This window comes from Streptomyces sp. RKAG293 (assembly GCF_023701745.1).
Taxonomy (GTDB): Bacteria; Actinomycetota; Actinomycetes; order Streptomycetales; family Streptomycetaceae; genus Actinacidiphila.
The window spans coordinates 5724151-5749386 of the sequence record NZ_JAJOZB010000001.1; the positions used below are offsets into that span (position 1 = coordinate 5724151).

Sequence of the window (25236 nt, forward strand, 5' to 3'; positions counted from 1 at the left end):
AAGCGGCGCGGTACGGAGGGGGAGATATCGGGTATGTGGGGGTTGATCCCTCTTCATAGCCGGGCGATCCGGCCCGATTCGGTCAGGGACGATGTGGACGGCTTGAGCAGCAGCGATGAGGCGGCGGGGGCGCGGAGGCGCGGTGGGCTGCAGCCGGGGCCGGTGGCCGAGGCCGGGGACAGCCCGACGGGCACGTTGCTGGACACGCTGCGGGTGGCCGTCGTCATGCTGGACACGTCGGGCCGGGTGTTGCTGTGGAGCCCCCTCGCAGAGGAGATGCTGGGGTGGGCGGGGGAACACATCGTCGGGCGGCGCGTCGGCGGGCTCTTCGACATGGGTGAGGCGGCAGGTGGCGGCGCCCGCCGGATGGCGGCGGTGCCCGAGCCCGGCAGGGCCGAGCGGATCCTGGCCGACCTGCTGCGCAACGGCCGCTGGGACGGCATCCTGTCGCTGCGGCACCGCGACGGCCACAGCGTGCAGGTCGAGGCGCGCGCGTCGCTGCTGGTGGACGGGGACGGCCGGCCGTTCGTCCTCGCCTCGGTCGCCGAGACGGCCCGGCTGCGCACCCTGGAGCACGACCTCGCCGCGCTGGACGCGCTCTACGACTCGTCACCGCTGGGCGTCGCGGTTTTCGACACGGAGCTGCGCTACGTACGGGTCAACGAGGCGCTGGCCCGGATGAACGGGCTGTCCTCCGCGGAACACATCGGCCGGACCGTCAGCGAGATCGTCGACGACCCGGGGGCGGCCGCCGAGCTGACCACGTTGCAGCGCGCGGTGCTGGCCACCGGCCGCCCCGTCATCGACCTGATGATGCTGGCTCCGCGCGGCCTCGGCCACCGCTCCATCTCCTACCACCGTCTGGAGGACCGGGCGGGCCGGGTGCTGGGCATCAGCGCGACGGTGATGGACGTGACCGAGCGGAAGGAGGCGGCCGACAAGGTCGAGCGGGCGCGCAGCCGGCTGGCGCTGCTGAACGACGTCGGTGCGCGGATCGGCGGCCTGCTGGACGTGCGCAGGGGCGCGGAGGAGCTGGCGCGGGCGCTGGTGCCGAGGTTCAGCGACTACTCGGGGGTGATCCTGCACGCGGCGGTCGCCGACGGCGGGGAGCTGCCGACGGTGCAGTACAGCGAGAGCACACCGATGCGGCAGTTGGGCGTGGGCGCGATCCGGCAGGGTCCCGAGGTGGACCGGATGATCAAGCTGGGCTCGGTCATCTCGTTCACCCGCAAGTCCATCTTCGGCACGGTGCTGGCCACCGGGCGGCCGCAGCTGGTGGAGAACAACGAGCAGTTGCTCGCGACGACGTTCCCCGGCGACCCCAAGGTGCGGGCCACCATGGAGCTGGGCATCCACTCGCTGCTGGTGCTGCCGCTGCGGGCGCGCGGCGTCGTGCTGGGGCTGCTGGTGGTCAGCCGGGCCGACGGCAGGGAGCCGTTCGACCGCGACGACCTGGCGCTGGCGATGGAGCTCGCCGACCGGGCGGGCTCCGGTCTTGACAACGCGCGGCTGTACGTCCGGGAGCGCGAGGGCGCCCTGATGCTGCAGCGCAGCCTGCTGCCGCAGACCGTTCCGCAGCCGCAGGGCGTCGAGGTCGCCTTCCGGTACGTGCCGGGCAGCAGCGGCACCGAGGTGGGCGGCGACTGGTTCGACGTGATCCCGCTGGCCGGCGGCCGGGTCGCGTTCGTCATCGGCGATGTGATGGGGCACGGGCTCGGCGCCGCCGCGACCATGGGCCGGCTGCGTACCGCCGTCCGGACCCTCGCCGGGCTCGACATGCCGCCGCACGAACTGCTGCGCCGCGTCAACGACCTCGGCGACGACCTGGCCCAGGACCAGGACGAGGGCTGGATGGCCACCGTCGTGTACGCCGTCTACGACCCCGCGACCCGGCGCTGCACCCTCGCCAAGGCCGGGCACCTGCCGCCGGTGCTGGTCTATCCGGGGGAGGAGTGCGGCTTCGCGGGATGCGGGGCGACCCTGCTGGAGATGCCGTCGGGGGCGCCGCTCGGCGTCGAGGGCGTGGAGTTCGAGTCCGTGGAGCTGGACGTGCCGGACGGCACGGTGCTGGTGCTTTACACCGACGGGCTGGTCGAGGCGCGCGGCGAGGACATCACCGACGGCCTGGACCGGCTCTCCACGGTGCTGTCCCGGCCCCTCTCCTCACTGGAGGACGCCTGTGACGACCTGCTCGCGACGATGGTGCCGGGCCGGGAGCCGGACGACGTGGCCCTGCTGATGGCCCGGCTCGGCGGCCTCCCCGAGGGCAGCACCGCCTCGTGGACGTTCCCGGCCGAGCCCAGTGCCGTGCGGCGGGCCCGCCGCCATGTCCGCGAGACCCTCGCCGACTGGCATCTCGAATCGCTGACCGATGTGACGGTGCTGCTCGTCAGTGAGCTGGTCACCAACTCCCTGCGGTACGCGCACGGTCCGATCGGCGTACGGATGGTGCGCGGCGGCTCGCTGCTCGTCGAGGTCTCCGACCCGCTCCCCGATCCGCCGCTGGAACGCGAGGCCACCACCGAGGACGAGGGCGGGCGCGGTCTGCAACTCGTCGCGCGGGCCTCACGGCGCTGGGGCACCCGGCACGGGCGGCTCGGCAAGACGGTCTGGTTCGAGCTGGCGATGCCTCCCGCCGTGTCCAGCACCTGACAGAGTGGTTCAGCGAGTCCCCACCGGGTAGCGAGTAGAGGCGAACGGGAACCAGTGGGAGCCGAGATGATGCTGTGATCGTCAAGACCGTGTGCGGGACGGTCGTGATGCTGAATACTCGGCTCCAAACCGGTCCATGTGTGCTGAGCTGGAGGGGTCGGGCTAGTGAACGACGTGCCAGCGGGGGCCGATGTGTCTGATGAGCGGGGCGGGAGCACTTCTCCCCGGGCCGCGGTCTGGCAGTCCAGCCCGCCGGGTTCGATCTACGACTACATCCGCGTGGCCTCCTTCTCGATCGGCCCCGACGGGCGGATCGACCAGTGGAGCGACCGGGCCGCCGAGTTCTTCGGGGTGCCGGCCGCGCAGGCGCTCGGCAAGGACCCCATCACCGCGTTCGCGCCGCCGGACACCTGGGACCGCGCCCATGAGCGGGTGGCCGAGATCCTGGACGGCCGGGAGTGGATAGGTCTCGCGCCCTACCGTGACGCCGCCGGTACCGAGGGCATCGCCGAGATCTATGTGATGCCCGCCGACCGGGGGGCGCTGTGCATCGCCGTCGACGTCTCGTCGCTGCGGCAGATAGAGACCGACCTGGCGGCCTCGCAGGCCGTCTTCGGGCAGTCCCCGATGGGCTTCGTCCTCTTCGACACCCATCTGCGGCTGCTGCGCGTCAACGAACGTTTCGCGACCGTCTTCGGCCGCACCGCCGAGGAGCACCGCGGCCGCGGCCCGCACGACTTCCTCTCCCGGGTCGAGGCCGACCGGCTCACCGCCGCGCTGCGCCAGGTGCTGGAGAGCGGCGATCCGGTCCTGGACATGCCGCTGGTCGGCACCGTGCCAGGCGAGAGCGGGCGCCGCCGCTGGGCGATCTCGCTGTACCGGCTGCACAGCGGCAGCGGGCGGCCGATAGGGGTCGCCGGGCTCGCCATGGACGTCACCGGGCGGCAGCGGGCCGAGCGCGAGGCCGCGCACGCCCGCCGCAATCTCGCCCTGCTCAACGAGGCCGGGGTGCGGATCGGCAACTCGCTGGACCTGGAGACCACCGCCCGCGAACTGCTCGACGTCGCCGTGCCGCACTTCTGCGATCTGGCCTCCGTCGACCTGTACCAGGCGCTGCTCGTCGGCGAGGAGGACCTCGGGGGTACGTCGGACGGCAGCGGCGAGGTGCGCCGGGTGGCGTTCGCCAGTGCCGTCTCGAACGCGCCCTCCGCGATCCTGGGCGATGACGGCGAGGACGGTTCGGTGCCCGTCGGATCCGTCCACCGCCATCCGTTCAACTCGCCCTGCGCCAGCGCGCTCAGGACCGCCCAGACGCAGATGCTGGGGGTGGACCCCGAGCCGGACCTGGGCGGCGCGCTCGTCCAGTCCACGCTGATCGTTCCGATGGTCGCCCGTGACACCGTCCTCGGCCTGGTGCAGTTCTCCCGGGCCAAGGGCAGCGAGCCGTTCTCGGAGCGGGACCGGATGCTCGCCGAGGAGCTCGCCGCGCGCGCCGCGGTCTGTATCGACAACGCGCGGCTGTACCGGCGCGAGCACGAGCGGGCGCTGATACTGCAGCGCAGCCTGCTGCCACCGGGCAATCCGGAGGCGGCCGGGCTGGACATCGCCTGTCGCTATCTGCCGGGCAACATGGAGACCGAGGTCGGCGGCGACTGGTTCGACGTCATCGAGCTGCCGGGGCACCGCACCGCGCTCGTCGTCGGCGACGTCATGGGCCGCGGCCTGCGCGCCGCCGTGGCGATGGGTGAACTCCGCACCGCCGTACGGACGCTGGCACTGCTCGACCTGGAACCGGCCGAGGTGCTCACCGCACTCGACGAGGTGGCCCGCGGGCTCGGCGCGCCGCCCGAGACCCGCAGCCGGCGCGGCAAGGACCGCGGTGGCACGGACCTCACCGAGGTCTACCTCGCCACCTGCGTCTACGCCGTGTACGACGCGGTCACCCGGCGCTGCACGATCGCCAACGCCGGGCACCTGCCGCCGGTGGTCGTCGAGCCGGGCGGGCCCGCGCTCATGCTGGAGGTCCCCACCGGGATGCCGCTCGGGGTGGGCGGCGAGCCCTTCGAGGAGGTCGACGTCGAGCTCCCGGACGGCGCGCTCCTCGGGCTCTACACCGACGGCCTCGTCGAGTCCCGCAACCATCCGCTGGACGAGGGCCTCGAAGCGCTCCGCGCCGCGTTCGACGATCCGCAGCGTCCCCTGGAGGACGTCTGCGACCACATCCTCGCGACGCTGGACACCGCCCACGGCGAGGACGACATCGCCCTCCTGATGGCCCGCGTCCACGGTCTGCCGGCCGACTCCGTCGGGGACTGGACGCTGGAGCCGCACCCCGCCTCGGTCGCCCGCGCCCGTGAGTACGCCCGCGAACGGCTCATCTCCTGGGGCCTGGAGGAGCTCGTCGACACCACGGAACTGCTCGTCAGCGAGCTGGTCACCAACGCCCTGCGGCACGGCGACGGCGACATCCGGCTGCGGCTGCTGCGCGACCGCACCCTCGTCTGCGAGGTCTGGGACGGCGCGCTGGTCCAGCCCAGGCGGCGGCGCGCCCGCGACACCGACGAGGGCGGCCGCGGCCTCCAGCTCGTCAGCCTGCTCAGCGAGAGCTGGGGCAGCCGCCGCACCCACCGCGGGAAGACCGTCTGGTTCGAGCTCGCCCTGCCGGGCGGCGGCGGCCCCGGCGGGCCGGGGCGCGAACCGACCGTGGACGAGCTGCTGAGCATGTACTAGGCGCCGGGCCGCCCGGGGCCGGCTACTTGACGGTCTTGAGGGCGGCGAGCCTGGCCTCGACCTCCGCGCTGTCCGAGAGGGTGTCGAGGCTCTCGAACTGGGCGTCCAGCGAGGACGCGGCCAGCTCCTCCTTGCCCTTGGCCTTGGCCTCCTCGCGCCGGACCTTGTCCTCGAAGCGGCCCAACTCGCTGGTCGGGTCGAGCACGTTGATGTTCTTGGCCGCGTCCATCATCTGGTTCTGCGCCTGCGCGGACTTGGCGCGGGCCACCAGCGAGTCCCGCCTGCCCTGCAGCTCACCCAGCTTGGTGCGCATCTGGTCGAGCCCGGACTTGAGCTTGTCGACGATCTCGGTCTGGCTCGCGATGACCGGCTCCGCGGTCTTCGCCTCCTTCTCCGACGTGACCTGGCGGCCGAGCGCGACCTTCGCGAGGTTGTCGAAGCGGTCGGCGTCCGCGGTGTTCCCGGCGGCCCGCAGCTCGTCGGCCTTCTTGCTGGCGGCGAGGGCCTTGCCGCCCCATTCCGCGGCCGCCGCCACGTCCTCGTCGTGGTCCTGCTCCATCAGCCGGAGATTGCCGATGGTGGCGGCGACCGCCTCCTCGGCCTCGGAGATGTTGTTGCTGTAGTCGCGGATGAGCTGGTCGAGCATCTTCTGCGGGTCCTCGGCCTGGTCGAGGAGCGCGTTGATGTTGGCCTTCGCGAGCTGGGTCACACGGCCGAGGATCGTCTGCTTCGTCATGGCTGGGGTTCCTTCACAGGTAGGTAGGAGAAGCAAGGAGCTGGTCAGAAGCGGCCGCCGCCGCCCATCCGGCCCCGGGTACCGCCGCCGCCGAAGCTCCCGGGACCCCCGCCACCGCCGAAACCGCCGCCGAACCCGCCCCCGCCGCCGTTCAGGATTCCGCCGAGGATGATCCCGCCCAGCACGGCGCCGCTCATCCCCCCACCGCCGCGCCCGCCACCGCCGAACCCCCCGCCGCCGAAGCCGCCGCCGCTCACGTCCTGCTGGGCGAACTGCTGTGCCTGACGTGCCAGTTGATCGGCCTGCTGGGCCTCGGAGAGCGCGCCCGCCGCATCGGTGGCGGCCAGCGACTCGGCCTGCTCCAGCCGCCGTTCGGCCTCGGCGAGCCGGGTACGGGCCTGGCTGCCGATCGCGCCGCGGTGCGTGGTGATGACGTCCCGGGCCGCGGCCACCTCGCTGCGGGCCGCCAGGAGGGCCTGGCCGAGCAGACCGCGGGCCCGCTGTTCGTTCACGGCTCCCTCGCGGGCGCCGGTCAGTGCCGCGTCGAGAGCGGCGTCCGCCTCCTCGATCCGGCGGAGCCCCGAGATCGGGTCGTGGCGGCCGGCCGTCAGTTCCTGCCGTACGTCGGCGAGGACGGACTCGGCGCGGGCTATGCGGCCCCGCAGATCGGCCGTCGGCGCCCCGTCGGCGGTCCCGCTGAGCAGCCCCTTGGCATCGGCCAGGTCGGTGTCGGTCTCGGTCAGCGCGTCCTGGAGCCGGGCGTCGGCCTGCTCCAGTTCCTCCGCACGGCGTACCACCGACTCGGCGAGCGTCCCGGCCTGGTCGAGGGCGCCCTCGGCGGCCCGTACGAACACCGCCGCCCGGGACATGTCGCCCGCGTCGATCGCCTTCCGGGCCCCGTCGATCGCGGTCCCGGCGAACACCAGCCGGTCCCGCGCCTCGGCCGGATGGCCGGTGACCGGTTCGACGGCCGCGTCCGCGTACGTCCGGGTGAGCGTGCCGATCGCGGTCTCGGCCGCGGTCACATGCGCGTCGAGCGCCGCCGCGGTCGCCTCGGCCTGCGCGAGCGCCTGCGGGGCGTTGGACTCCAGCGCCCGCAACCGGTCGAACGCGTCGGACTCGGCGTCCAGCCGGCGGTTCGCCTGGGTGCAGCGGCTCAGGATCTCGTCGAGCATCTGCCGCCGGGTCGCCTCGTCCTCGGGAAAGGCGTCGTCGAGCTTCTGCCGCAGCCGGAAGGCGGCGGTCAGTTCACCGCGCGCGTACGAGACCGCCTCGGTGAACGGCTGGGCAGCCTCGTCACCGAACTGCGCCGCCGCGAAGCCGAGCTCCTCCTGGCTGGTGCGGACGGCGTCGTCCGTCTCCACCAGCAGCTGCTTGGCCTGGGCGTCGAGCTCGGGTAGCGGCGTGACCCGGGGCTTCTCGCCCCCGGTGCCCCAGCCGCCGCCCTGCGGCGGCACGCCCCGGCCGCCCCGTTTGCGCCGCGAGTACACCAGCGCGCCGAGCACACCCGCGCTGCCGACCGCCGCGACCGGGATCCACAGGCTGCTCGACCCGTTCCCGTCCGGGCCGCCGCCCGGATCCTCGGTCCCCGGCGTGATCGCGGGCGCCACGACCGGCTGCCCGCCGAGCACCGCGCCGAACCCGTTCGCCGCGCCGATGGCGGCGCCCGCCCAGTCGTTCTGCTTCAGCGCGGGCTCGATCGCCGAGCGGTTGACCTCGTCCAGCTGCGCCTGGGTGAACCCCGAGGTCTGGTCGGCGGAGACCGCGTACTGCCGGTCGTGCGTCGCGACGGCCAGCAGCACGTCGTTCTGCCCGAGGCCGTTGCGCTGCGCGGTGGCATTGGCCCACTCCTGGGCGTCCCGCCCGGAGAAGCCGTTCACATAGGCGACGAAGAGCTGGATCCGATGGCCGGCGTAGAGCTTCTCGAGCGCGTCCGCCACCTGCTGCTTACGGTCGCCCAGCGCGCCGACCTTGTCGGTGATCTGGCCCGTGCGCGACAGCGTGATCGGGTCGTCGGCGTGCGCGGTGCCGGCGAGCGGCAGCAGCAGGGCGCCGAGGAGCACCACGATTCCGCCGAGTCGCCGCATCCGGTACGCGCCCTTCGCCGCGCCACGCGCCTGCGGCATGGCTCTGTTCGGGAGCGTATGCGCGGTTTGTACGGATCGCGACCGTACGGCCTCCGGCCGAGTGCCGGAGGCCGTACGGTGCGGTTACGGCCGCCGCAGGATCTTGTTGCCCAGCCAGACCAGCGGGTCGTACTTGCGGTCGACCGCCCGCTCCTTGAGCGGGATGAGCGCGTTGTCGGTGATCTTGATGTGTTCCGGGCAGACCTCGGTGCAGCACTTGGTGATGTTGCAGTAGCCGAGCCCGTGGTCGTCCTGGGCCGACACCTTGCGGTCCAGGCCCTCCTCGGCGGCCGCGTCCAGCGGGTGCATGTCGAGCTCGGCGATCCGCATCAGGAAGCGCGGCCCGGAGAAGGCGATCTTGTTCTCCTCGTGGTCGCGGACCACGTGGCAGGTGTCCTGGCACAGGAAGCACTCGATGCACTTGCGGAACTCCTGGGAGCGTTCCACGTCCTGCTGCTGCATCCGGTACTCGCCCGGCTTGAGACCGGCCGGCGGCACGAACGCCGGCACCTCGCGGGCCTTCGCGTAGTTGAAGGACACGTCGGTCACCAGGTCCCGGATGACGGGGAACGCCCGCATCGGGGTGACGGTGACCGTCTCCTCGGCCGTGAAGACCGACATCCGCGTCATGCACAGCAGGCTCGGCCTGCCGTTGATCTCCGCGCTGCACGAGCCGCACTTGCCGGCCTTGCAGTTCCAGCGGACCGCGAGATCGGACGCCTGGGTGGCCTGCAGCCGGTGGATGATGTCGAGGACGACCTCGCCCTCGTTCACTTCCACCTGGTAGTCGTTCAGGTCCCCGCCGTCGGCGTCGCCCCGCCACACCTTGAAGTGTGCTGTGTACGTCACGGGGCCAACTCCTCGTCCGTCAGATACTTCAGCAGTTCTTCCTTCTCGAACAGGGCGAGGAGGTCCTCCCGCATCGGGTCCATGTCGCGGTGCCGGAGGGTGACCTGGCCGCGGTCCGGGTCGGTGTCGGCGAGCCCGCCGCTGGGGTCGGACAGCTCGCAGACGAGATTGACCTTCCGCCAGGCCCGGTCCATGCCGGGGTGGTCCTCGCGGGTGTGGCCGCCGCGGCTCTCGGTGCGCTCCAGGGCGGCGCGGGCCACGCACTCGCTGACCAGCAGCATGTTCCGCAGGTCGATCGCCAGGTGCCAGCCGGGGTTGAACTGCCGGTGGCCCTCGACGCCGGCCCGCCGCGAGCGCATCCGCAGATCGGTGAGGCGGCTGAGCGCCTCCGCCATCTCCGGGGCTCGGCGGATGATGCCGACCAGGTCGTTCATGGCCTGCTGCAGTTCCTGGTGGAGGGTGTACGGGTTCTCCGCGACCTGCCCCTGCGGCAGGTCCGGGTCGGAGGCCTCCGCGCTGAACGGGCGCAGCGCCTCGGCGGCCGCGCTGTCGATCTGGTCCTCGGGGACGGCGGGCCGCCCGGTGCCGAGCGCGGCCACGTACTCCGAGGCGTGCAGTCCGGCCCGGCGGCCGAAGACCAGCAGGTCGGAGAGGGAATTGCCGCCCAGCCGGTTCGAGCCGTGCATCCCTCCGGCCACCTCGCCCGCCGCGTACAGCCCCGGCACGCCGCGGGCCGCCGCGGTGTCGGGCTCCACGTCGACGCCGCCCATCATGTAGTGGCAGGTCGGACCGACCTCCATGGGTTCCGCGGTGATGTCGACGTCGGCGAGTTCCTTGAACTGGTGGTGCATCGACGGCAGCCGCCGTTTGATCTCCTCGGCGGGCAGCCGGGTCGACACGTCGAGGAAGACCCCGCCGTGCGGGGTGCCGCGGCCCGCCTTGACCTCGGAGTTGATGGCGCGGGCCACCTCGTCGCGGGGGAGCAGTTCCGGCGGCCGGCGGAATTTGGCCGGGTCGGCGTACCAGCCGTCGGCCTCCTGCTCGGACTGCGCGTACTTCTCCTTGAACACGTCCGGGATGTAGTCGAACATGAACCGTTTGCCGTCGCTGTTGCGCAGCACCCCGCCGTCGCCGCGGACCGACTCGGTGACGAGGATGCCCTTGACGGACGGCGGCCAGACCATCCCGGTGGGGTGGAACTGGATGAACTCCATGTTGATGAGCGGGGCGCCCGCGAGCAGCGCCAGCGCGTGCCCGTCGCCGGTGTACTCCCACGAGTTGGAGGTCACCTTGAAGGACTTCCCGATGCCGCCGGTCGCGAGGACCACGGCCGGGCTCTCGATGACGAACAGCCGGCCCGACTCGCGGATGTAGCCGAAGACCCCGCTGACCGCCGGGCCGTCCTTGAGCACCCGGGTGACCGTGCACTCCTGGAAGACCTTGAGCCGCGCCTCGTAGTCGCCGAACTCGGCGAAGTCCTCCTGCTGCAGGGAGACGATCTTCTGCTGGAGGGTGCGGATCAGCTCCAGGCCGGTCCGGTCGCCGACGTGCGCGAGCCGCGGGTACTCGTGGCCGCCGAAGTTGCGCTGCGAGATCCGGCCGTCCTTGGTGCGGTCGAAGAGCGCGCCCCAGGTCTCCAGCTCCCACACCCGGTCGGGCGCCTCGCGGGCGTGCAGCTCGGCCATCCGCCACTGGTTGAGGAACTTCCCGCCGCGCATGGTGTCGCGGAAGTGCACTTCCCAGTTGTCGTTGGAGTTGGCGTTGCCCATGCTGGCCGCGATGCCGCCCTCGGCCATCACCGTGTGCGCCTTGCCGAACAGCGATTTGCAGATGACCGCCGTGCGCATGCCCTGCTCGCGGGCCTCGATGGCGGCGCGCAGACCTGCTCCGCCCGCGCCGACGACGACCACGTCGTAAGTGTGCCTTTCGACTTGCGTCATGCTTGTTGGCATCCCCTTCGTTTAGAAGAACCGCGGGTCGTCGAAGGCGCCGCTGGCGACGAGATATACGTAGAAGTCCGCGAGTGCCACGCTGATCAGCGAGACCCAGGCGAGCAGCATGTGGTGCCGGTTGAGCTTGCCGACCCAGCCCCAGAGGCGGAACCGCACCGGGTGCTTGGAGAAGTGCTTCAGCCGGCCGCCGATGATGTGCCGGCAGGAGTGGCAGGAGAAGGTGTACGCCCAGATCAGGGTGATGTTCACCAGCATCACGAGGGTGCCGAGGCCCGCGTGGCCCCAGTTGCCGTCCTCGTCGCGGAAGCTCAGCACCACGTCGTACGTCAGGATCCCGGCGACCGGGATCGCGAAGTAGAAGAAGTACCGGTGGATGTTCTGCAGGATCAGCGGGAACCGCGTCTCACCGGTGTACGTGGCGTGCGGCTCGGCGACGGCGCAGGCGGGGGGCGAGGCCCAGAACCCGCGGTAGTACGCCTTGCGGTAGTAGTAGCAGGTGAGCCGGAAGCCGAGCGGGAAGATCAGCACGATCAGGGCCGGGGAGATGCCCCACCAGCTCCCGAACAGGTGCCAGTCGGCGCCGCCGTTCATGTCGGTGCAGTTCGACGCCAGGCACGGGGAGTAGAACGGCGAGACGTACGGCGCCGCGTAGTAGTCCCCGTTCGCGAACGCGCGCCACGTCGAGTAGACGACGAACGCCCCCAGCCCGAGCGCGGTCACCAGGGGCGGAACCCACCACCGGTCGGTCCGCAGATGTCGGTTCTGAATGGCCGCGCGCCCCTGCGTGTGGACACCGCGGCGGGCGGGACTGCTGTCGGCGGACTCGGTGCTGGAGGTGGTTCCGGTGGCCAATGCGTACTCCGGAGGGGAGCGGAAGGGGCGGGAGCCGGTGACGGCTGCGGTGACGGGCTGGCTCTGCGGTCGCGGGGAGGCCCGCGGCTGCGGGGAGGCGCTGTTACGGCGCGTGGCCGTGGGGTGATCCCAGGCCTTCGTCCTCGCAGTCGGACCACAGCGCGGGGTCGTACGGGGTGTCGGGCACGATCACCATCTCCACCGGGCCCGGTGGGGCGGCGGACGGCGCGGCCTCGCGCAGCAGGGTCAGGCTCTCGCGGAGGTGGTCCGCGTCGGCACGTACACGACGCATGTCGAGGCTGTTCCCGACGTGCTGCTCCAGGCGGCCCACACAGCGGACCAGGTCGTCCAGCCGGCGCTGAACCGATGTCAGATCGTCTTGCAGGGACATGGATTTGCCCTCAGCTCTGCCGCAGTGCGGTTGGTGACGCTCATGCGGAAGCGAGTGTCGCGCGTCACATGCGCCATTGGGAAGAGCGCGTGCAGGGGAAATGGCGCCCGGCCCGGGATCACGCCGCGGCCGCGCGCCCGCGCGGGCCGCCGGTGGGCGCCCCGCCGCCGTTCGGGTGGCCTGTGGCCCGGTTCGCGCCGTGTCGCGCCGCCGCGCGGGTACCTGTCGCATTCAGTAGGTGCGATAAGCGACAAATACCGCCAACTGAGTATTACTGGTGCACGTCCCGAAGGCGTATGCCGGACCGAAGGCGGCCGGAGAGCCCGCGGAGGTACCTGACCCATGTCCCGCAGCGTCATTCCCGCATCCGTAGGCGGGGCAGAGCCCCGGCCCCGGCATCGCCCCCGGCCCACCGGGCCGGGGCTGCGCGGTGCGGCCCTCCTGGGCGCCGCCGCGCTCGCCCTCGCCGGCTGCTCCGCCGAGACCACCGCGGGCGCGGTCGTCTCGGGCACCGACATCGCGGCCGCGCCCCGCGCCGGCGTCAAGGACGGCGGAACACTGCGCTGGGCCGTCGACGGCGTACCGGCCACCCTCAACGCCTACCAGGCGGACGCCGACGAGGACACGGCCCGGATCGCCGGCGCCGTGCTGCCCGTGATGTTCCGCCTCGACAACCGCGGCGCCCCGCAGCGGGACGCGGACTTCCTGGCCGACGCCTCGGTCGTCGAGACCGAGCCGAAGCAGGTCGTGTCGTACAAGCTCAACCCGAAGGCGAAGTGGAGCGACGGCCGGGCCGTCGGCGCCGACGACTTCAGCGCGCAGTGGAAGGCGCTGAGCGGCCGGAACGCCGCGTACTGGACCGCGCGCAACGCCGGCTACGACCGGATCGCGGACGTCAGCCAGGGCGCGGACAGCCATGAGGTCAAGGTCACCTTCGCCGCCCCGTACGCCGACTGGCGGTCGCTGTTCACACCCCTCTATCCCAAGGCCGTGACCGGCAGCCCGGACGCCTTCAACGAAGGCGCCCGCTCCGCGCTCACCGCCGTCGCCGGGCCGTTCAGGATCAAGGACGTGAACCGCACCGGGGGCGCCGTCACCCTGGTCAGGAACCCGGCCTGGTGGGGCCAGCGCGCCAAGCTCGACCAGCTGGTGCTGACCGCCGTACCGTCCGCGGGCCGCGCCACCGCGCTGACCGGCGGAAAGCTGGACGTCGCGGAGCTGGACCCGACCGCCCTCGCCTCGGTCCGCAAGGCCGCGGCCGCCAAGAAGCTCGCCGTCCGCAAGGCCCCCGGGGCCGCGTACTCGCAGCTCGCCCTCAACGGCAGCACGGGCCCGCTGGCCGACGAACGGGTCCGCCGCGCGGTGGCCCGCGCCGTCGACCGGCAGGCCATCGCCGACGCCGTGCTGAAGCCGCTCGGCCTGCCCGCCAAGCCGCTCGGCAACCACCTGGTCCTCGCCTCGCAGAACGGCTACGCGGACCACAGCTCGGCCCTCGGCTCCGCGGACGCGGGCCAGGTCCAGGCGCTGCTCGCGGACGCGGGCTGGGAGCACACCGCACCGCAGTCGCAGCCCGGGGCCAAGGCCGCCAACCCGGCCAAGCCCGCCGCTCCGGTACCGGCCAAGCCCGACGCGGCGGCCCCGGCCCTCGGCGTGACGGTGGTCGAGCCCAGCGGAACGCTCCGCAAGGCCGGCAAGCAGCTGAGCCTGCGGTTCGTCGTCCCCTCCACCTCGCCGATGCTGGCCGACGTGGGGAACCGGATCGCCGCGATGCTGTCGAAGATCGGGGTCCGCACCGAGATCACCAAGGTCGCCGACACGAGCTTCTTCCACGACCACGTCGCGGCCGGAAACTTCGATCTGGCCCTGTACTCCTGGCCCGGCACGGCCTACCCGGCCACCGACGACCGGCCGATCTTCGCCAAGCCGCTGCCCGCCCCCGACGGATCGCTGACCGTCGAGCAGAACTACTCACGGGTCGGCACCGACCAGATCGACCAGCTGCTCGACCAGGCGAGCTCGGAACTGGACCAGAAGGCGGCCCACGACATCGCCGCACGGGCCGACTCCCGGATCTGGGCCGCGGCCGGCTCCGTCCCGCTCTTCCAGCGCCCCGAGCTCGTGGCGCTGCGGCCCACGGTCGCGAACGCCGGCGCCTTCGGCTTCGAGTCCCCCCGATACCAGGACATCGGGTTCCGTAAGTAGGGGTCCGCGTGCAGCGCTTTTGCCGGATCGGGCCGCCCCGGCGCCCGGATGGCGGAATACGCGCGGATACCGCCGCTGCCACGGGTCCTTCCGGTCGTCCCACCGGTCCCGCCGGCTCCGGAAGGAGCCTGCGGGGCCGGTGATACCGGCGTTCAAACCTCGCCCGGGCGGCCGAGTCGCCGCGAGCCCCGTACCATGGGGTAAGGCCGCGGCTTGTCCTGCCCGGCGGGCGAGTGCGTCAACACGGAACGCGCAGCCATCCACGATCCCGGGAGAAGCGCCGCAGCATGTCCACGCGCCACGATATTCGTAACGTCGCCATTGTCGCCCACGTCGACCACGGCAAGACGACCCTTGTCGACGCCATGCTCAAGCAGGCCGGCGCATTCGCTGCCCACCAGCACCTCGACGACCGCATGATGGACTCGAACGACCTGGAACGTGAGAAGGGCATCACGATCCTGGCCAAGAACACGGCCGTGAAGTACCACCCCAAGGGTGGCGGCGACGTCATCACGATCAACATCATCGACACCCCCGGCCACGCCGACTTCGGTGGTGAGGTCGAGCGCGGCCTGTCGATGGTCGACGCGGTCGTGCTCCTCGTGGACGCCTCCGAGGGCCCGCTGCCGCAGACCCGCTTCGTGCTGCGCAAGGCGCTGACGGCGAACCTGCCGGTCATCCTGTGCATCAACAAGACGGACCGCCCGGACTCCCGGATCGACGAGGTCATCAACGAGACCTACGACCTCTTCCTGGACCTGGACGCGACCGAGGAGCAGATCGAGTTCCCGATCGTCTACGCCTGTGCCCGTGACGGCGTCGCCTCGCTGACCAAGCCGGAGAACGGCACGGTCCCCTCGGACAGCGACTCGCTCGAGCCGTTCTTCTCCACCATCCTGTCGACGGTCCCCGCCCCCGAGTACACCGAGGGCGCGCCGCTCCAGGCGCACGTCACCAACCTGGACGCCGACAACTTCCTCGGCCGTATCGCGCTCCTCCGCGTCGAGGAGGGCGAGCTCCGCAAGGGCCAGCAGGTCGCGTGGATGAAGCGTGACGGTTCGGTCACCCAGGTCAAGATCACCGAGCTGCTGATGACCGAGGCGCTCACCCGCAAGCCGGCCGAGATGGCGGGCCCCGGCGACATCTGCGCCGTGGCCGGTATCCCGGACATCACCATCGGCGAGACGCTGGCCGACCTGGAGAACCCGGTCGCGCTGCCGCTCATCACGGTCGACGAGCCGGCCATCTCCATGACCATCGGTACCAACACCTCGCCGCTGGTCGGCAAGGGCGGCAAGGGCCACAAGGTCACCGCCCGCCAGGTGAAGGACCGGCTGGACAAGGAGCTCATCGGTAACGTCTCGCTCCGCGTGCTGCCGACCGAGCGTCCCGACGCGTGGGAGGTCCAGGGCCGTGGCGAGCTGGCGCTGGCCATCCTCGTCGAGCAGATGCGCCGTGAGGGCTTCGAGCTGACCGTCGGCAAGCCGCAGGTCGTCACCAAGACGATCAACGGCAAGGTGCACGAGCCGGTCGAGCGCATGACGATCGACACCCCCGAGGAGTACCTCGGCGCGATCACCCAGCTGATGGCGACCCGCAAGGGCCGTATGGAGACCATGACGAACCACGGCTCCGGCTGGGTCCGCATGGAGTTCATCGTCCCGGCCCGTGGCCTGATCGGCTTCCGTACCGAGTTCCTCACGGACACCCGCGGCACCGGTATCGCGCACAGCATCTTCGAGGGTCACGAGCCGTGGTTCGGCGACCTGCGCACCCGTAACAACGGTTCCCTGGTGGCGGACCGCGCCGGTGTCGTGACGCCGTTCGCGATGATCAACCTCCAGGAGCGCGGCGTGATCTTCGTCGAGGCGACCACCGAGGTGTACGAGGGCATGATCATCGGTGAGAACTCGCGTTCCGACGACATGGACGTGAACATCACCAAGGAGAAGAAGCTCACCAACATGCGCGCCGCCTCCGCGGACAACACCGAGAACGTGGTGCCGCCGCGCAGGCTCTCCCTGGAGCAGTCCCTCGAGTTCTGCCGCGAGGACGAGTGCATCGAGGTCACCCCGGAGACCGTGCGTATCCGCAAGGTCGTCCTGGACCAGAAGGAGCGCGGCCGCGCGTACTCGCGCGCCAAGCGCTGACGCCTTCCGCCCGGATCACCGGGTGAAGAGGGGCCCGGGGACGTGTCCCCGGGCCCATCGGGCTTCTCGGGACGTGTCCCCGGCCCCTCCGGGCCTTCCAGGGCGCTGCGCGGGCCGTCTGGGTCCGTCCGGCGCCCCGGGCGGCCCCCCGGGCCCCAACTGCCGCTGTCAGGGGCTCTGGTGGCTTGGATCAGCCGGTCCGGCGCCCGGGGACGCGTACCCCGGGTGGAGCCACGGTCATGGCGCCTGCGCCGGGGTGCTTCCCGGCACGATCCAGGCCGGTGGCTGCAGTACCGGGGTCTTCCAGTAGATGTCGAGCCGGGTGATGAGCCCGTCCTCGCCGAGTTCCATGACGTTGGCGAACGACATCACGTTCCGTTCGTCGGCCGCCGTCGGCTGGATCGTCTCGACCGCCTCGTTGAGCACCCGCCGGCCGTCCGCGCTGAGGAACGTCCGGCGGGACTCCAGCCGGTGGAAGGCCATCCGCTCCGTCACCCGTGAGACGAACGCCACATACGCCTCCCGGCCCCGGACGGTGTCGTCCTCGTCGCCGCGCATCCCGACGCGTACGAACCCCTCCGCCAGGGTGGAGGCGACCAGCCCCCAGTCGTGCGTGTCGACCCCGCGCCAGAACGACTCCACCGTCTTCTCGCGCCGAGTGTGGTCCAACTCACTGTGGGGCACTGGGGATCCCTTCCCGCGGCCGGCTACAACCTGACGGTCAGTCAGATTAGCCGCCCCGCGGTCAGGAGGCGATGGGTGCGACCAGCTCGACCTCGAACCCCTCGGCGTTCTCCAGATAGGCGGCGTAGTGCGCGTCACCGCCCGCGAAGGGGTGCCGGTCGGGGAACATCAGGGTCCAGCCGTGCTCCGGCGCCCTGGCCGCGAGATCGTCGGCCATGGCGCGGTCGGCCACGTGGAAGGCCAGGTGGTTGAGGCCCGGCCGGCGCCGCTCGTGCCGGTCGCCGGTGAGGGCGGGGGAGCGCTCGACCACGATGTAGGTGGGGCCGAGTTTCCAGCTGCGCCCCGCGGGCCAGTCCTGGAACGGGGTGTAGCCGAGCTCGCCCAGCAGCCAGCCCCAGCCGGCGGTGGCGGCGGGCAGGTCGGCGACCCACAGTTCGACGTGATGCAACAGTCCGGAGATCTCCTGGCTCATGGGCCGATTCAACAGGTTCCGGCGGCCGGGCGGGCCCGGTCGTATCGAGGACGCCCGGAGGGTGACCCGCGTAGACTCGGGCTGGCTTTTTCGGACCTCCCGCAACCGATTTCGACAGACCCGCGTCCGCATAGCGGACGCGATTCGCCGGATGTTGCGTTAACAGTCCGTTTCGCGGGTGTCTGTCTACGTTCCAAATGTCCGAATTGTGGGCCAAGTTCATACCCGATGTGATCAAAGCGAGACCATTTGGGTGTGGTTACGCGCCTAAACGTGCCCGATAGTGGGACGCAGTTCAGCTCGGGTCAATGGGTCCAAGCGCTTATGGGGAGCGCCGACTCACGAGCAACAGAGGGCCGGTTTCGCTGTCAGGGGTGTCAGCGGATGGTCGGCCTTCTTTTCACGTAAAAACAGTGAACTCCTGAGGAGGCAATCCATGCGCGGTGCCAAGAGCGCCAAGTGGGTCGTGGGCGCGGTCATCGTTGCCCTTGCAGCGACCGCTTGCGGCGGCGACAACAAGGACGACAAGCCGGCCGGTGCCGGCAAGGCCGGTGGCACCTTCAGCCTCGGCCTCGTCGAGCCGGTCTCGATCGACCCGGTCAACGCCCAGGAGTCCGAGGGCATCCTGGTCACGGACAACCTGTTCACCGGGCTGTACGAGCCGACCGCTGACGGCAAGGTCATACCCGCTCTCGCGACCTCCAAGACGGTCAGTGACGACGGCAAGACCTGGACCTTCAAGATCAAGCCCGGCACCAAGTTCACCAACGGCGAGATCGTCAACGCCGAGGCGTTCATCCGTGGCTGGACCCGTCTGGCCGCCAAGGACTCCGCGTCCGACGTGGCCACGCCCAACGTCGGCGGCATCGACGGCTTCGAGGCGCTGCAGAAGGGCACGGCGACCACGTTCTCCGGCCTGAGCGCGCCGGACGAGAACACCATCCAGGTGAAGCTCACCACCCCGGACTTCGAGTTCGACGTCAAGACCACGCACACCTCGATGTCCCCGGTGCCGAAGGTCGCGGGCGCCGGCAAGAACCAGGCGTACAACGACGCCCCCATCGGCAACGGCCCGTTCAAGATGTCGGGCAAGTGGGAGCACAACAAGTCGATCACGCTCGTCCGCAACGACGACTACGGTCTGACCAAGGCCCACCTCGACACGGTCAAGATCTCGATCCTGAACTCGGCGAACGCCAGCAACCTGGAGTACCAGGGCTTCCAGTCCGGCCAGTTCGACTGGGCCCGTATGCCCACCGCGCAGCTGACCTCGGCCAAGGCCAAGTACACGGCGCAGAACGAGTGGATCCAGGCCGACACCAGCGGCATGAACTACCTGCTCCCGATCACCGAGAACGGTCCGCTGAAGACCGCCAAGGCCCGCCAGGCCATCTCGTACGCGATCGACCGGGACGCCATCATCGCCGGTGTCTTCCAGGGCATGCAGACCAAGTCGACGACGATCCTTCCGCCGTCCTTCAAGGACGTCTACCAGAAGGACCTCTGCGTCTCCTGCATCAAGCAGGACAAGGACAAGGCGAAGTCCCTCGCGGCCGAGGCCGGTCTGAAGCCCGGTGACGAGCTGCACATCGGCTTCAACACCGGTGGTGGCCACGAGGAGTGGGTCCAGGCCGTCGTCCAGCAGATCAAGGACGTCCTCGGTCTGAACGTCAAGATGGACGCGAAGCCGTTCAAGGAGCTGCTCGCGGCCCAGCAGGCGCCGGGTGCCACCGGTGCCTACCGCTTCGCGTGGGGCGCGGACTACCCGACCCCGGACAACTTCCTGTTCCCGCTGCTGGACTCCAAGTCCATCAACAAGGACGCCTCGGGCAAGGTTCAGGGCGACAACCGCGGTCGCTACAACAACCCGGCGTTCGACGCGCTGGTGGAGAAGGCCCGCAGCACCAAGGACTCCGCCGCCCGCAACGAGGTCTACAAGCAGGCCGAGAAGCTGGCGATGGACGACCAGGCCCTGATCCCGCTGTGGAACCGCACCCAGTTCCGTCTGGTGAACACCAAGAAGTTCACCGGTGGGGCGATGGACTTCCACGAGGACCCGAACCTCGCCGAGATCAGCGCGAAGTAGTCACACACCGCCGCAACCAGTGCGGCGCGAACCGGGGGCCGTGGCATCGAGTCGAGACTCGGTCGCCCCGGCCCCCGGCCCCCGTCGGGAGCGGTGTGATCCACCGCCCCGTCCAGGCGCGCCCGACCCGGGCGTTGTGGCTGCTTCGGTGCGGCAGCGAGGTAGAGAGGTAAGTCATGGGAAGGTATGTGGTCCGCAGGCTGGGCCAGCTGGTTGTCGTCGTGCTCGGTGCGACGATGATCCTGTTCGCCTGCCTGTTCGTGCTCCCGGGTGACCCGGTGGGCTCGATCGGCGGTGACAAGGCGCGTGATCCCGCGGTGGTCAAGGAACTGCGCGCGAAGTACGGACTGGACGACCCGCTGGTCGTGCAGTACGTGCACTACGTGGAGAAGCTCGGCAAGGGCGATCTGGGTGAGGACTACACCCAGGGCCGCTCGGTCAACGAGATCCTCCAGCCCAAGCTGGTGAACACGGCGAAGCTCGCGGTGACCGCGATCGTCTTCGACGTCATCCTGGGCCTGAGCGTCGGTGTACTGGCGGCGATGCGCAGATACTCGGTCTGGGACGTGTCGGTGACGTTCCTCACGACCCTTGCCGTGGGCGTACCTTCCATCGTTATCGGCATGATCCTGCAGCGCTTCTTCGTGGTGGAGCTGGGCTGGTTCCCGCTCATCTCGGACGGGTCCTTCAATTCGATGGTGCTGCCCGCGGTGACGCTGGCCATCATCGACGCGGCCCTCGTCGCGCAGATCGCCCGGAGCACCATGCTCGAGGTGCTGCGCGCGGACTACGTCAAGACCGCGGTGGCCAAGGGCCTGCCGCGCCGGACGATCCTGGTCCGGCACATCATGCGCAACTCCGTCATCCCGGTGATCACCTACCTGGGTATCTCCTTCGGCGGTCTGCTCGGTGGTGCGCTCATCACCGAGACGATCTTCAACTGGGACGGCATCGGACTCGCGCTGATCACGGCGATTCAGTCGCAGAACAACCCGATCATCGTCGGCGTGGTGACGTACAGCGTTGCTGTCTTCATCCTGCTGAACCTGATCGTCGATCTGCTCTACGCCGCACTCGACCCGCGAATCCGCCTCTCCTGACCCGCAGGGTCGTCCCGAATTAGGAGTCACACCATGACTGAGGTCGTCACGGGCATGGATGGGTCGGGTACCACCGCGGCCGGTCCGGCCCCGGCTGCGCAGAGCGCAGCCGAACCGAGCGTCGCGAGGGTCAGCAACTGGAGCGAGATCCGCGCCCGTTTCCTCGCCAACAAGCTGGCCGTCGTCGGCCTGCTGATCGTCGTCATTCTTCTGCTGGTGGCAATTTTCGCTCCGCTGATCGCCCCCGCGGACCCGCTCCACCAGGATCTGATGAACACCCTGAAGGGTCCGAGCGGCAAGCACTGGCTGGGGACCGATGCCCTCGGCCGCGACCAGCTGTCCCGCATCATCTACGGCAGCCGGATCGCGATGATCGTCGGCCTGGCCTCGATCCTGCTCGCCTGCGTCATCGGCATCACGCTGGGTGCGATAGCCGGCTACTTCGGCCGCGCCTGGGACACCGTGATCATGCGCGTGGCGGACGTCTTCTTCGCCTTCCCGCTGCTGGTCGGCGCCATCGTCATCATCCTGCTGATGGGCCGTGGCGTGCTGCCCGTCGTGATCTCGCTGGGCATCTTCTCCTGGGCCACCTTCGCCCGGCTGCTCCGCAGCCAGATCCTGTCGGTCCGTGAGATGGACTACGTGCACGCCGCCAAGGCGCTGGGCGCGAGCCGGCGCAGGATCGTGCTGAAGCACATCCTGCCCAACTCCGTCACCTCGGTGGTGGTCTACGCGGCCAGCAGCGTCGGCATCGCGATCGTCGCCGAGGCCTCGCTGTCCTTCCTCGGCGTCGGGGTGAGCCCCGAGGTCGCCGAGTGGGGAAACATGATCTTCGCGGGCAAGGACTTCATGGGCGTCAAGGACTACCTCTGGGTGTATCCCAGCCTGGCGATCGTCATCACCGCGCTCGGCTTCGTCTTCCTCGGCAACGGCCTGCGCGACGCGCTCGACCCGAAGCTCCGGTGAGGCGCCCTCATGAGTCGGACCCCCACGAGCTACGAGCAAGCAGGACGAAGGTGACGGCATGACCACGGTCGAAACGGCCGCCGAGAGCACTGGAACGACCGCCGCCGGCGGGCCCTTGCTCGAAGTGCGCGACCTCCACGTGGAATTCAAGACCCGCGACGGTGTGGCCAAGGCCGTCAACGGCGTCAACTACAGCGTGAGCGCCGGTGAGACGCTGGCGGTGCTCGGCGAGTCGGGCTCCGGCAAGTCGGTGACCGCCCAGGCGATCATGGGCATCCTGGACAGCCCTCCCGGGCGCGTCGCCCAGGGCGAGATCCTCTTCCACGGGCAGAACATCCTGGCCCTGCCGGAGAGCGAGCGGCGCAAGCTGCGCGGCAACAAGATGGCGATGATCTTCCAGGACGCGCTGTCCTCGCTGAACCCGGTGCTCTCCGTCGGCTTCCAGCTGGGCGAGATGTTCCGCGCCCACCAGGGGCTGTCGAAGAAGGACGCGAAGAAGAAGTCCATCGAGCTGATGGACCGCGTCCGGATCCCGGCGGCCAGGGAGCGGGTCGGTGACTACCCGCACCAGTTCTCCGGCGGTATGCGCCAGCGCATCATGATCGCGATGGCCATCGCCCTCGAACCCGACCTGATCATCGCGGACGAGCCGACCACGGCGCTCGACGTGACGGTCCAGGCCCAGGTCATGGACCTGCTCGCGGAGCTGCAGCGCGAGTCCAACATGGGTCTGATCCTGATCACCCACGACCTCGGCGTCGTCGCCGACGTCGCGGACAAGATCGCGGTGATGTACGCGGGCCGGATCGTCGAGACCGCGCCGGTGCACGAGATCTACAAGCGGCCGGCCCACCCGTACACCAAGGGCCTGCTCCGGTCGATCCCGCGCCTGGACCAGAAGGGCCAGGAGCTCTACGCGATCAAGGGCCTCCCGCCGAACCTGCTGGCCGTTCCCTCGGGTTGCGCGTTCAACCCGCGCTGCGACATGGCGCAGGACATCTGCCGGACCGATGTGCCGCCGCTGCACACGGTGACCGAGGCCGACGGCGACGAGCTGCCGGGCCGTGGCAGCGCTTGCCACTTCTGGAAGGAGACGATCCATGGCTGATCTCAGCAAGGACGATGAGACGACAGTCGAGGCCGTCGAGGCGGCGATCAACGCCCCGGTCGACCGCGGCGAGCCGATCCTCCAGGTCCGGAACCTGGTCAAGCACTTCCCGCTGACCCAGGGCATCGTGTTCAAGCGGACGGTCGGCGCGGTCAAGGCCGTCGACGGCATCTCCTTCGAGCTGTACCAGGGCGAGACCCTGGGCATCGTCGGCGAGTCCGGCTGTGGCAAGTCCACCGTCGCCAAGCTGCTGATGAGCCTGGAGACGGCCACCGCGGGCGAGGTCCTCTACAAGGGCCAGGACATCACCAAGCTGTCGGGCAAGGCCCTCAAGGTCGTCCGCCGCAACATCCAGATGGTGTTCCAGGACCCGTACACGTCGCTGAACCCGCGCATGACGGTCGGCGACATCATCGGCGAGCCCTTCGACATCCACCCCGAGGTGGCGCCCAAGGGCACCCGCCGCAAGAAGGTCCAGGACCTGCTGGACGTCGTCGGGCTCAACCCGGAGTACATCAACCGGTACCCGCACCAGTTCTCCGGCGGCCAGCGGCAGCGCATCGGCATCGCCCGCGGCCTGGCGCTCAACCCGGAAGTCATCATCTGCGACGAGCCGGTCTCCGCGCTCGACGTGTCGGTCCAGGCTCAGGTCATCAACCTGATGGAGAACCTGCAGGACGAGTTCAACCTCTCCTACATCTTCATCGCCCACGACCTGTCGATCGTCCGGCACATCTCGGACCGGGTCGGCGTGATGTACCTCGGCAAGATGGCCGAGATCGGCTCCGACGCCGAGATCTACGAGTACCCGACCCACCCGTACACCCAGGCGCTGCTCTCGGCCGTCCCCGTTCCGGACCCCGAGGCCCGTGCCCACCGTGAGCGCATCATCCTGACCGGAGACGTCCCGTCCCCGGCCAACCCGCCGTCCGGCTGCCGGTTCCGTACCCGCTGCTGGAAGGCGCAGGACAAGTGCGCCACGGACGTTCCGCTGCTGGCGATCCCGGAGCGCTTCAAGGGCGTCGACTCGCCCGCCGCCCATGACTCGGCATGCCACTTCGCCGAGGTCAAGGACGTCGTGGGCGTCGCGTAACCGCGCCGCACACCGAGTGAGGGCCCCTGCCGATCCGTCCTGGATCGGCGGGGCCCTCACTCGTTCCCGGCTCGTCCCGCCGTCAGGTGCGTGGTGGCGATGCGCATGTTCATGGCGCAGGGGATCGTGCCGTCCGGGAGGGCGAGGGAGGCGGCGCCCGCGGTGAAGGTCTCGCGCAGCGCGTTCGTGGCCTCCCGGGAGAGGGGGCCGAGGTCGTACAGGGCGGAGAGGGTGACCCACACGTCCTCGAGCGGGCCGCTCAGGTCGATCCGTACGGTCTCCCAGCCGACCGGCGCGAAGCCGGCCGGGGTGAGGATCGCGTCGAGGCCCGCGCGGTCACGGGTCCGCCGGTCGCCGAGGCGGGGGATCCGCTGGGTGTCGGGCACGGCGTCGACGACGGGTCCGGTCAGGGCGCTGAAGAGCTCGTAGGCCTCGCCGCCCGCGGCGCCGCCGCCCAGGGCGAGCGCCAGCAGGCCGCCGGGGGCGAGGACCCGGGCGAGCTCGGCGGCGACCCGGTCGACGTCGTTCATGAGCATCAGCGCCATGTGGGAGACACAGGCGTCGAAGTGGTCGCCGGGGAACGGCAGGTCCTGGGCCCGCGCCTCCAGGAGCGTGGCGCCGGCCAGCGCCGGCCGCCGGCGCGCGAGGGCCAGGTCGTCGGGGGAGAGGTCGACGCCCGCGAGCTCCCGGCCGGCGACCGGGTCATCGCCGACCGGCACCGCGACCGCGGCGGCCCCCTCGTCACCGGCCCCCACGTCAGCGGCCGGTGCCTCGCCTGCTCCCGCGTCGGCCGCCCCCTCGTCAGCGGCCGGCGCAGCACCCGCCTCCGCCACCTGCTCCAGCAGGAACCCGTCACCGCAGCCGAGGTCCAGCACCCGCCGGTGTCCGGCGACCAGGTCGCTGAGGATCCGGTAGCTGGAGCGGCCGGCGGCGTCCCGGCCACGGGCCAGGGAGCGCGATGTCACGGCCGGGTGCTCGGCGTGAAAAGCGCGCAGGAACGATTCTTCGGCTGTCGTCATCACCCTTCTGACCCTATGTCGGACAACGCCGCTGAGTGAGGCGTTGGCCCACACGGGGTGTCGGC

Annotated in this window: 18 protein-coding genes; 9 read left to right on the forward strand and 9 right to left on the reverse strand. The window is 70.5% G+C overall.

Features of this window, described 5'->3' with window-relative positions:
- Positions 1-102: 102 nt before the first annotated feature.
- A complete protein-coding gene (locus LNW72_RS25690) occupies positions 103-2652 on the forward strand; it encodes a SpoIIE family protein phosphatase (RefSeq protein ID WP_308402032.1) in 2550 nt (849 codons plus the stop codon).
- A gap of 192 nt (positions 2653-2844) precedes the next feature.
- Positions 2845-5382, forward strand: coding sequence for a SpoIIE family protein phosphatase (locus LNW72_RS25695; protein WP_250977533.1), 2538 nt, complete (start codon positions 2845-2847; stop codon positions 5380-5382).
- A 22-nt stretch (positions 5383-5404) separates the two neighbouring features.
- On the opposite strand, the gene LNW72_RS25700 is transcribed toward LNW72_RS25695, so the two are convergent.
- From LNW72_RS25700 to LNW72_RS25725, 6 genes are all read right to left on the reverse strand, one after another.
- Positions 5405-6118: a PspA/IM30 family protein gene (locus LNW72_RS25700; protein ID WP_250977534.1), complete on the reverse strand. Its 714-nt coding sequence runs from the start codon at positions 6116-6118 to the stop codon at positions 5405-5407.
- 44 nt (positions 6119-6162) lie between these two features.
- Positions 6163-8244, reverse strand: coding sequence for a TPM domain-containing protein (locus tag LNW72_RS25705; RefSeq protein ID WP_374117323.1), 2082 nt, complete (start codon positions 8242-8244; stop codon positions 6163-6165).
- Between the two features lie 84 nt (positions 8245-8328).
- A complete protein-coding gene (locus LNW72_RS25710; RefSeq protein WP_250977535.1) occupies positions 8329-9093 on the reverse strand; it encodes a succinate dehydrogenase/fumarate reductase iron-sulfur subunit in 765 nt (254 codons plus the stop codon).
- A complete protein-coding gene (locus tag LNW72_RS25715) occupies positions 9090-11033 on the reverse strand; it encodes a fumarate reductase/succinate dehydrogenase flavoprotein subunit (RefSeq protein ID WP_250977536.1) in 1944 nt (647 codons plus the stop codon). The genes LNW72_RS25710 and LNW72_RS25715 overlap by 4 nt, the downstream gene beginning before the upstream one ends.
- Before the next feature lie 21 nt (positions 11034-11054).
- On the reverse strand, positions 11055-11897 hold the full coding sequence (locus LNW72_RS25720) for a hypothetical protein (RefSeq protein ID WP_250977537.1): 843 nt from the start codon (positions 11895-11897) through the stop codon (positions 11055-11057).
- Positions 11898-12000: 103 nt separating this feature from the next.
- The gene (locus tag LNW72_RS25725) at positions 12001-12288 is read right to left on the reverse strand and encodes a hypothetical protein (RefSeq protein WP_138351042.1); all 288 of its coding nucleotides are present in this window, start codon (positions 12286-12288) and stop codon (positions 12001-12003) included.
- A 342-nt stretch (positions 12289-12630) separates the two neighbouring features.
- On the opposite strand from LNW72_RS25725, the gene LNW72_RS25730 reads away from it, so the two are divergent.
- Entirely contained in the window at positions 12631-14490 is a 1860-nt protein-coding gene (locus LNW72_RS25730) for an ABC transporter family substrate-binding protein (protein ID WP_250977538.1), read from the forward strand.
- 287 nt (positions 14491-14777) lie between these two features.
- Positions 14778-16643 (forward strand): translational GTPase TypA, encoded by a 1866-nt coding sequence (typA, locus tag LNW72_RS25735; protein WP_138351040.1) that lies wholly within the window; start codon positions 14778-14780, stop codon positions 16641-16643.
- Positions 16644-16880: 237 nt separating this feature from the next.
- On the opposite strand, the gene LNW72_RS25740 is transcribed toward typA, so the two are convergent.
- Entirely contained in the window at positions 16881-17327 is a 447-nt protein-coding gene (locus LNW72_RS25740) for a nuclear transport factor 2 family protein (protein WP_250977539.1), read from the reverse strand.
- A 61-nt stretch (positions 17328-17388) separates the two neighbouring features.
- Positions 17389-17799: a VOC family protein gene (locus LNW72_RS25745; RefSeq protein ID WP_250977540.1), complete on the reverse strand. Its 411-nt coding sequence runs from the start codon at positions 17797-17799 to the stop codon at positions 17389-17391.
- Between the two features lie 436 nt (positions 17800-18235).
- Between LNW72_RS25745 and LNW72_RS25750 the strand changes: the two genes are divergently transcribed.
- The 5 genes from LNW72_RS25750 to LNW72_RS25770 all read left to right on the forward strand — a co-directional run bounded on the left by LNW72_RS25750 (position 18236) and on the right by LNW72_RS25770 (position 24152).
- On the forward strand, positions 18236-19885 hold the full coding sequence (locus LNW72_RS25750; RefSeq protein ID WP_250977541.1) for an ABC transporter substrate-binding protein: 1650 nt from the start codon (positions 18236-18238) through the stop codon (positions 19883-19885).
- A gap of 176 nt (positions 19886-20061) precedes the next feature.
- A complete protein-coding gene (locus LNW72_RS25755; protein WP_250977542.1) occupies positions 20062-20985 on the forward strand; it encodes an ABC transporter permease in 924 nt (307 codons plus the stop codon).
- A gap of 33 nt (positions 20986-21018) precedes the next feature.
- Positions 21019-21951, forward strand: a complete 933-nt coding sequence (locus LNW72_RS25760; RefSeq protein ID WP_250977543.1) for an ABC transporter permease — start codon at positions 21019-21021, stop codon at positions 21949-21951.
- 58 nt (positions 21952-22009) lie between these two features.
- Complete coding sequence (locus tag LNW72_RS25765; protein WP_250977544.1) at positions 22010-23059, forward strand: ABC transporter ATP-binding protein; 1050 nt, start codon at positions 22010-22012, stop codon at positions 23057-23059.
- A complete protein-coding gene (locus LNW72_RS25770; RefSeq protein ID WP_250977545.1) occupies positions 23052-24152 on the forward strand; it encodes a dipeptide ABC transporter ATP-binding protein in 1101 nt (366 codons plus the stop codon). Before LNW72_RS25765 ends, LNW72_RS25770 begins: the two co-directional genes overlap by 8 nt.
- A 56-nt stretch (positions 24153-24208) precedes the next feature.
- Here the strand turns inward: LNW72_RS25770 and LNW72_RS25775 are convergent, their stop codons facing one another.
- Positions 24209-25171: a class I SAM-dependent methyltransferase gene (locus tag LNW72_RS25775; protein WP_250977546.1), complete on the reverse strand. Its 963-nt coding sequence runs from the start codon at positions 25169-25171 to the stop codon at positions 24209-24211.
- Positions 25172-25236: the final 65 nt, after the last annotated feature.

Bases quoted from the DNA above. Each gene is read 5' to 3' on its own strand.
- LNW72_RS25760 (WP_250977543.1), top strand. From the start codon at position 21,019: ATGACTGAGGTCGTCACGGGCATGGATGGGTCGGGTACCACCGCGGCC.
- LNW72_RS25750 (WP_250977541.1), top strand. From the start codon at position 18,236: ATGCGCGGTGCCAAGAGCGCCAAGTGGGTCGTGGGCGCGGTCATCGTT.
- LNW72_RS25755 (WP_250977542.1), top strand. From the start codon at position 20,062: ATGGGAAGGTATGTGGTCCGCAGGCTGGGCCAGCTGGTTGTCGTCGTG.
- LNW72_RS25775 (WP_250977546.1), bottom strand. From the start codon at position 25,171: ATGACGACAGCCGAAGAATCGTTCCTGCGCGCTTTTCACGCCGAGCAC.
- LNW72_RS25725 (WP_138351042.1), bottom strand. From the start codon at position 12,288: ATGTCCCTGCAAGACGATCTGACATCGGTTCAGCGCCGGCTGGACGAC.
- LNW72_RS25765 (WP_250977544.1), top strand. From the start codon at position 22,010: ATGACCACGGTCGAAACGGCCGCCGAGAGCACTGGAACGACCGCCGCC.
- LNW72_RS25730 (WP_250977538.1), top strand. From the start codon at position 12,631: ATGTCCCGCAGCGTCATTCCCGCATCCGTAGGCGGGGCAGAGCCCCGG.
- LNW72_RS25705 (WP_374117323.1), bottom strand. From the start codon at position 8,244: ATGCCGCAGGCGCGTGGCGCGGCGAAGGGCGCGTACCGGATGCGGCGA.
- typA (WP_138351040.1), top strand. From the start codon at position 14,778: ATGTCCACGCGCCACGATATTCGTAACGTCGCCATTGTCGCCCACGTC.
- LNW72_RS25700 (WP_250977534.1), bottom strand. From the start codon at position 6,118: ATGACGAAGCAGACGATCCTCGGCCGTGTGACCCAGCTCGCGAAGGCC.
- LNW72_RS25715 (WP_250977536.1), bottom strand. From the start codon at position 11,033: ATGACGCAAGTCGAAAGGCACACTTACGACGTGGTCGTCGTCGGCGCG.
- LNW72_RS25745 (WP_250977540.1), bottom strand. From the start codon at position 17,799: ATGAGCCAGGAGATCTCCGGACTGTTGCATCACGTCGAACTGTGGGTC.
- LNW72_RS25770 (WP_250977545.1), top strand. From the start codon at position 23,052: ATGGCTGATCTCAGCAAGGACGATGAGACGACAGTCGAGGCCGTCGAG.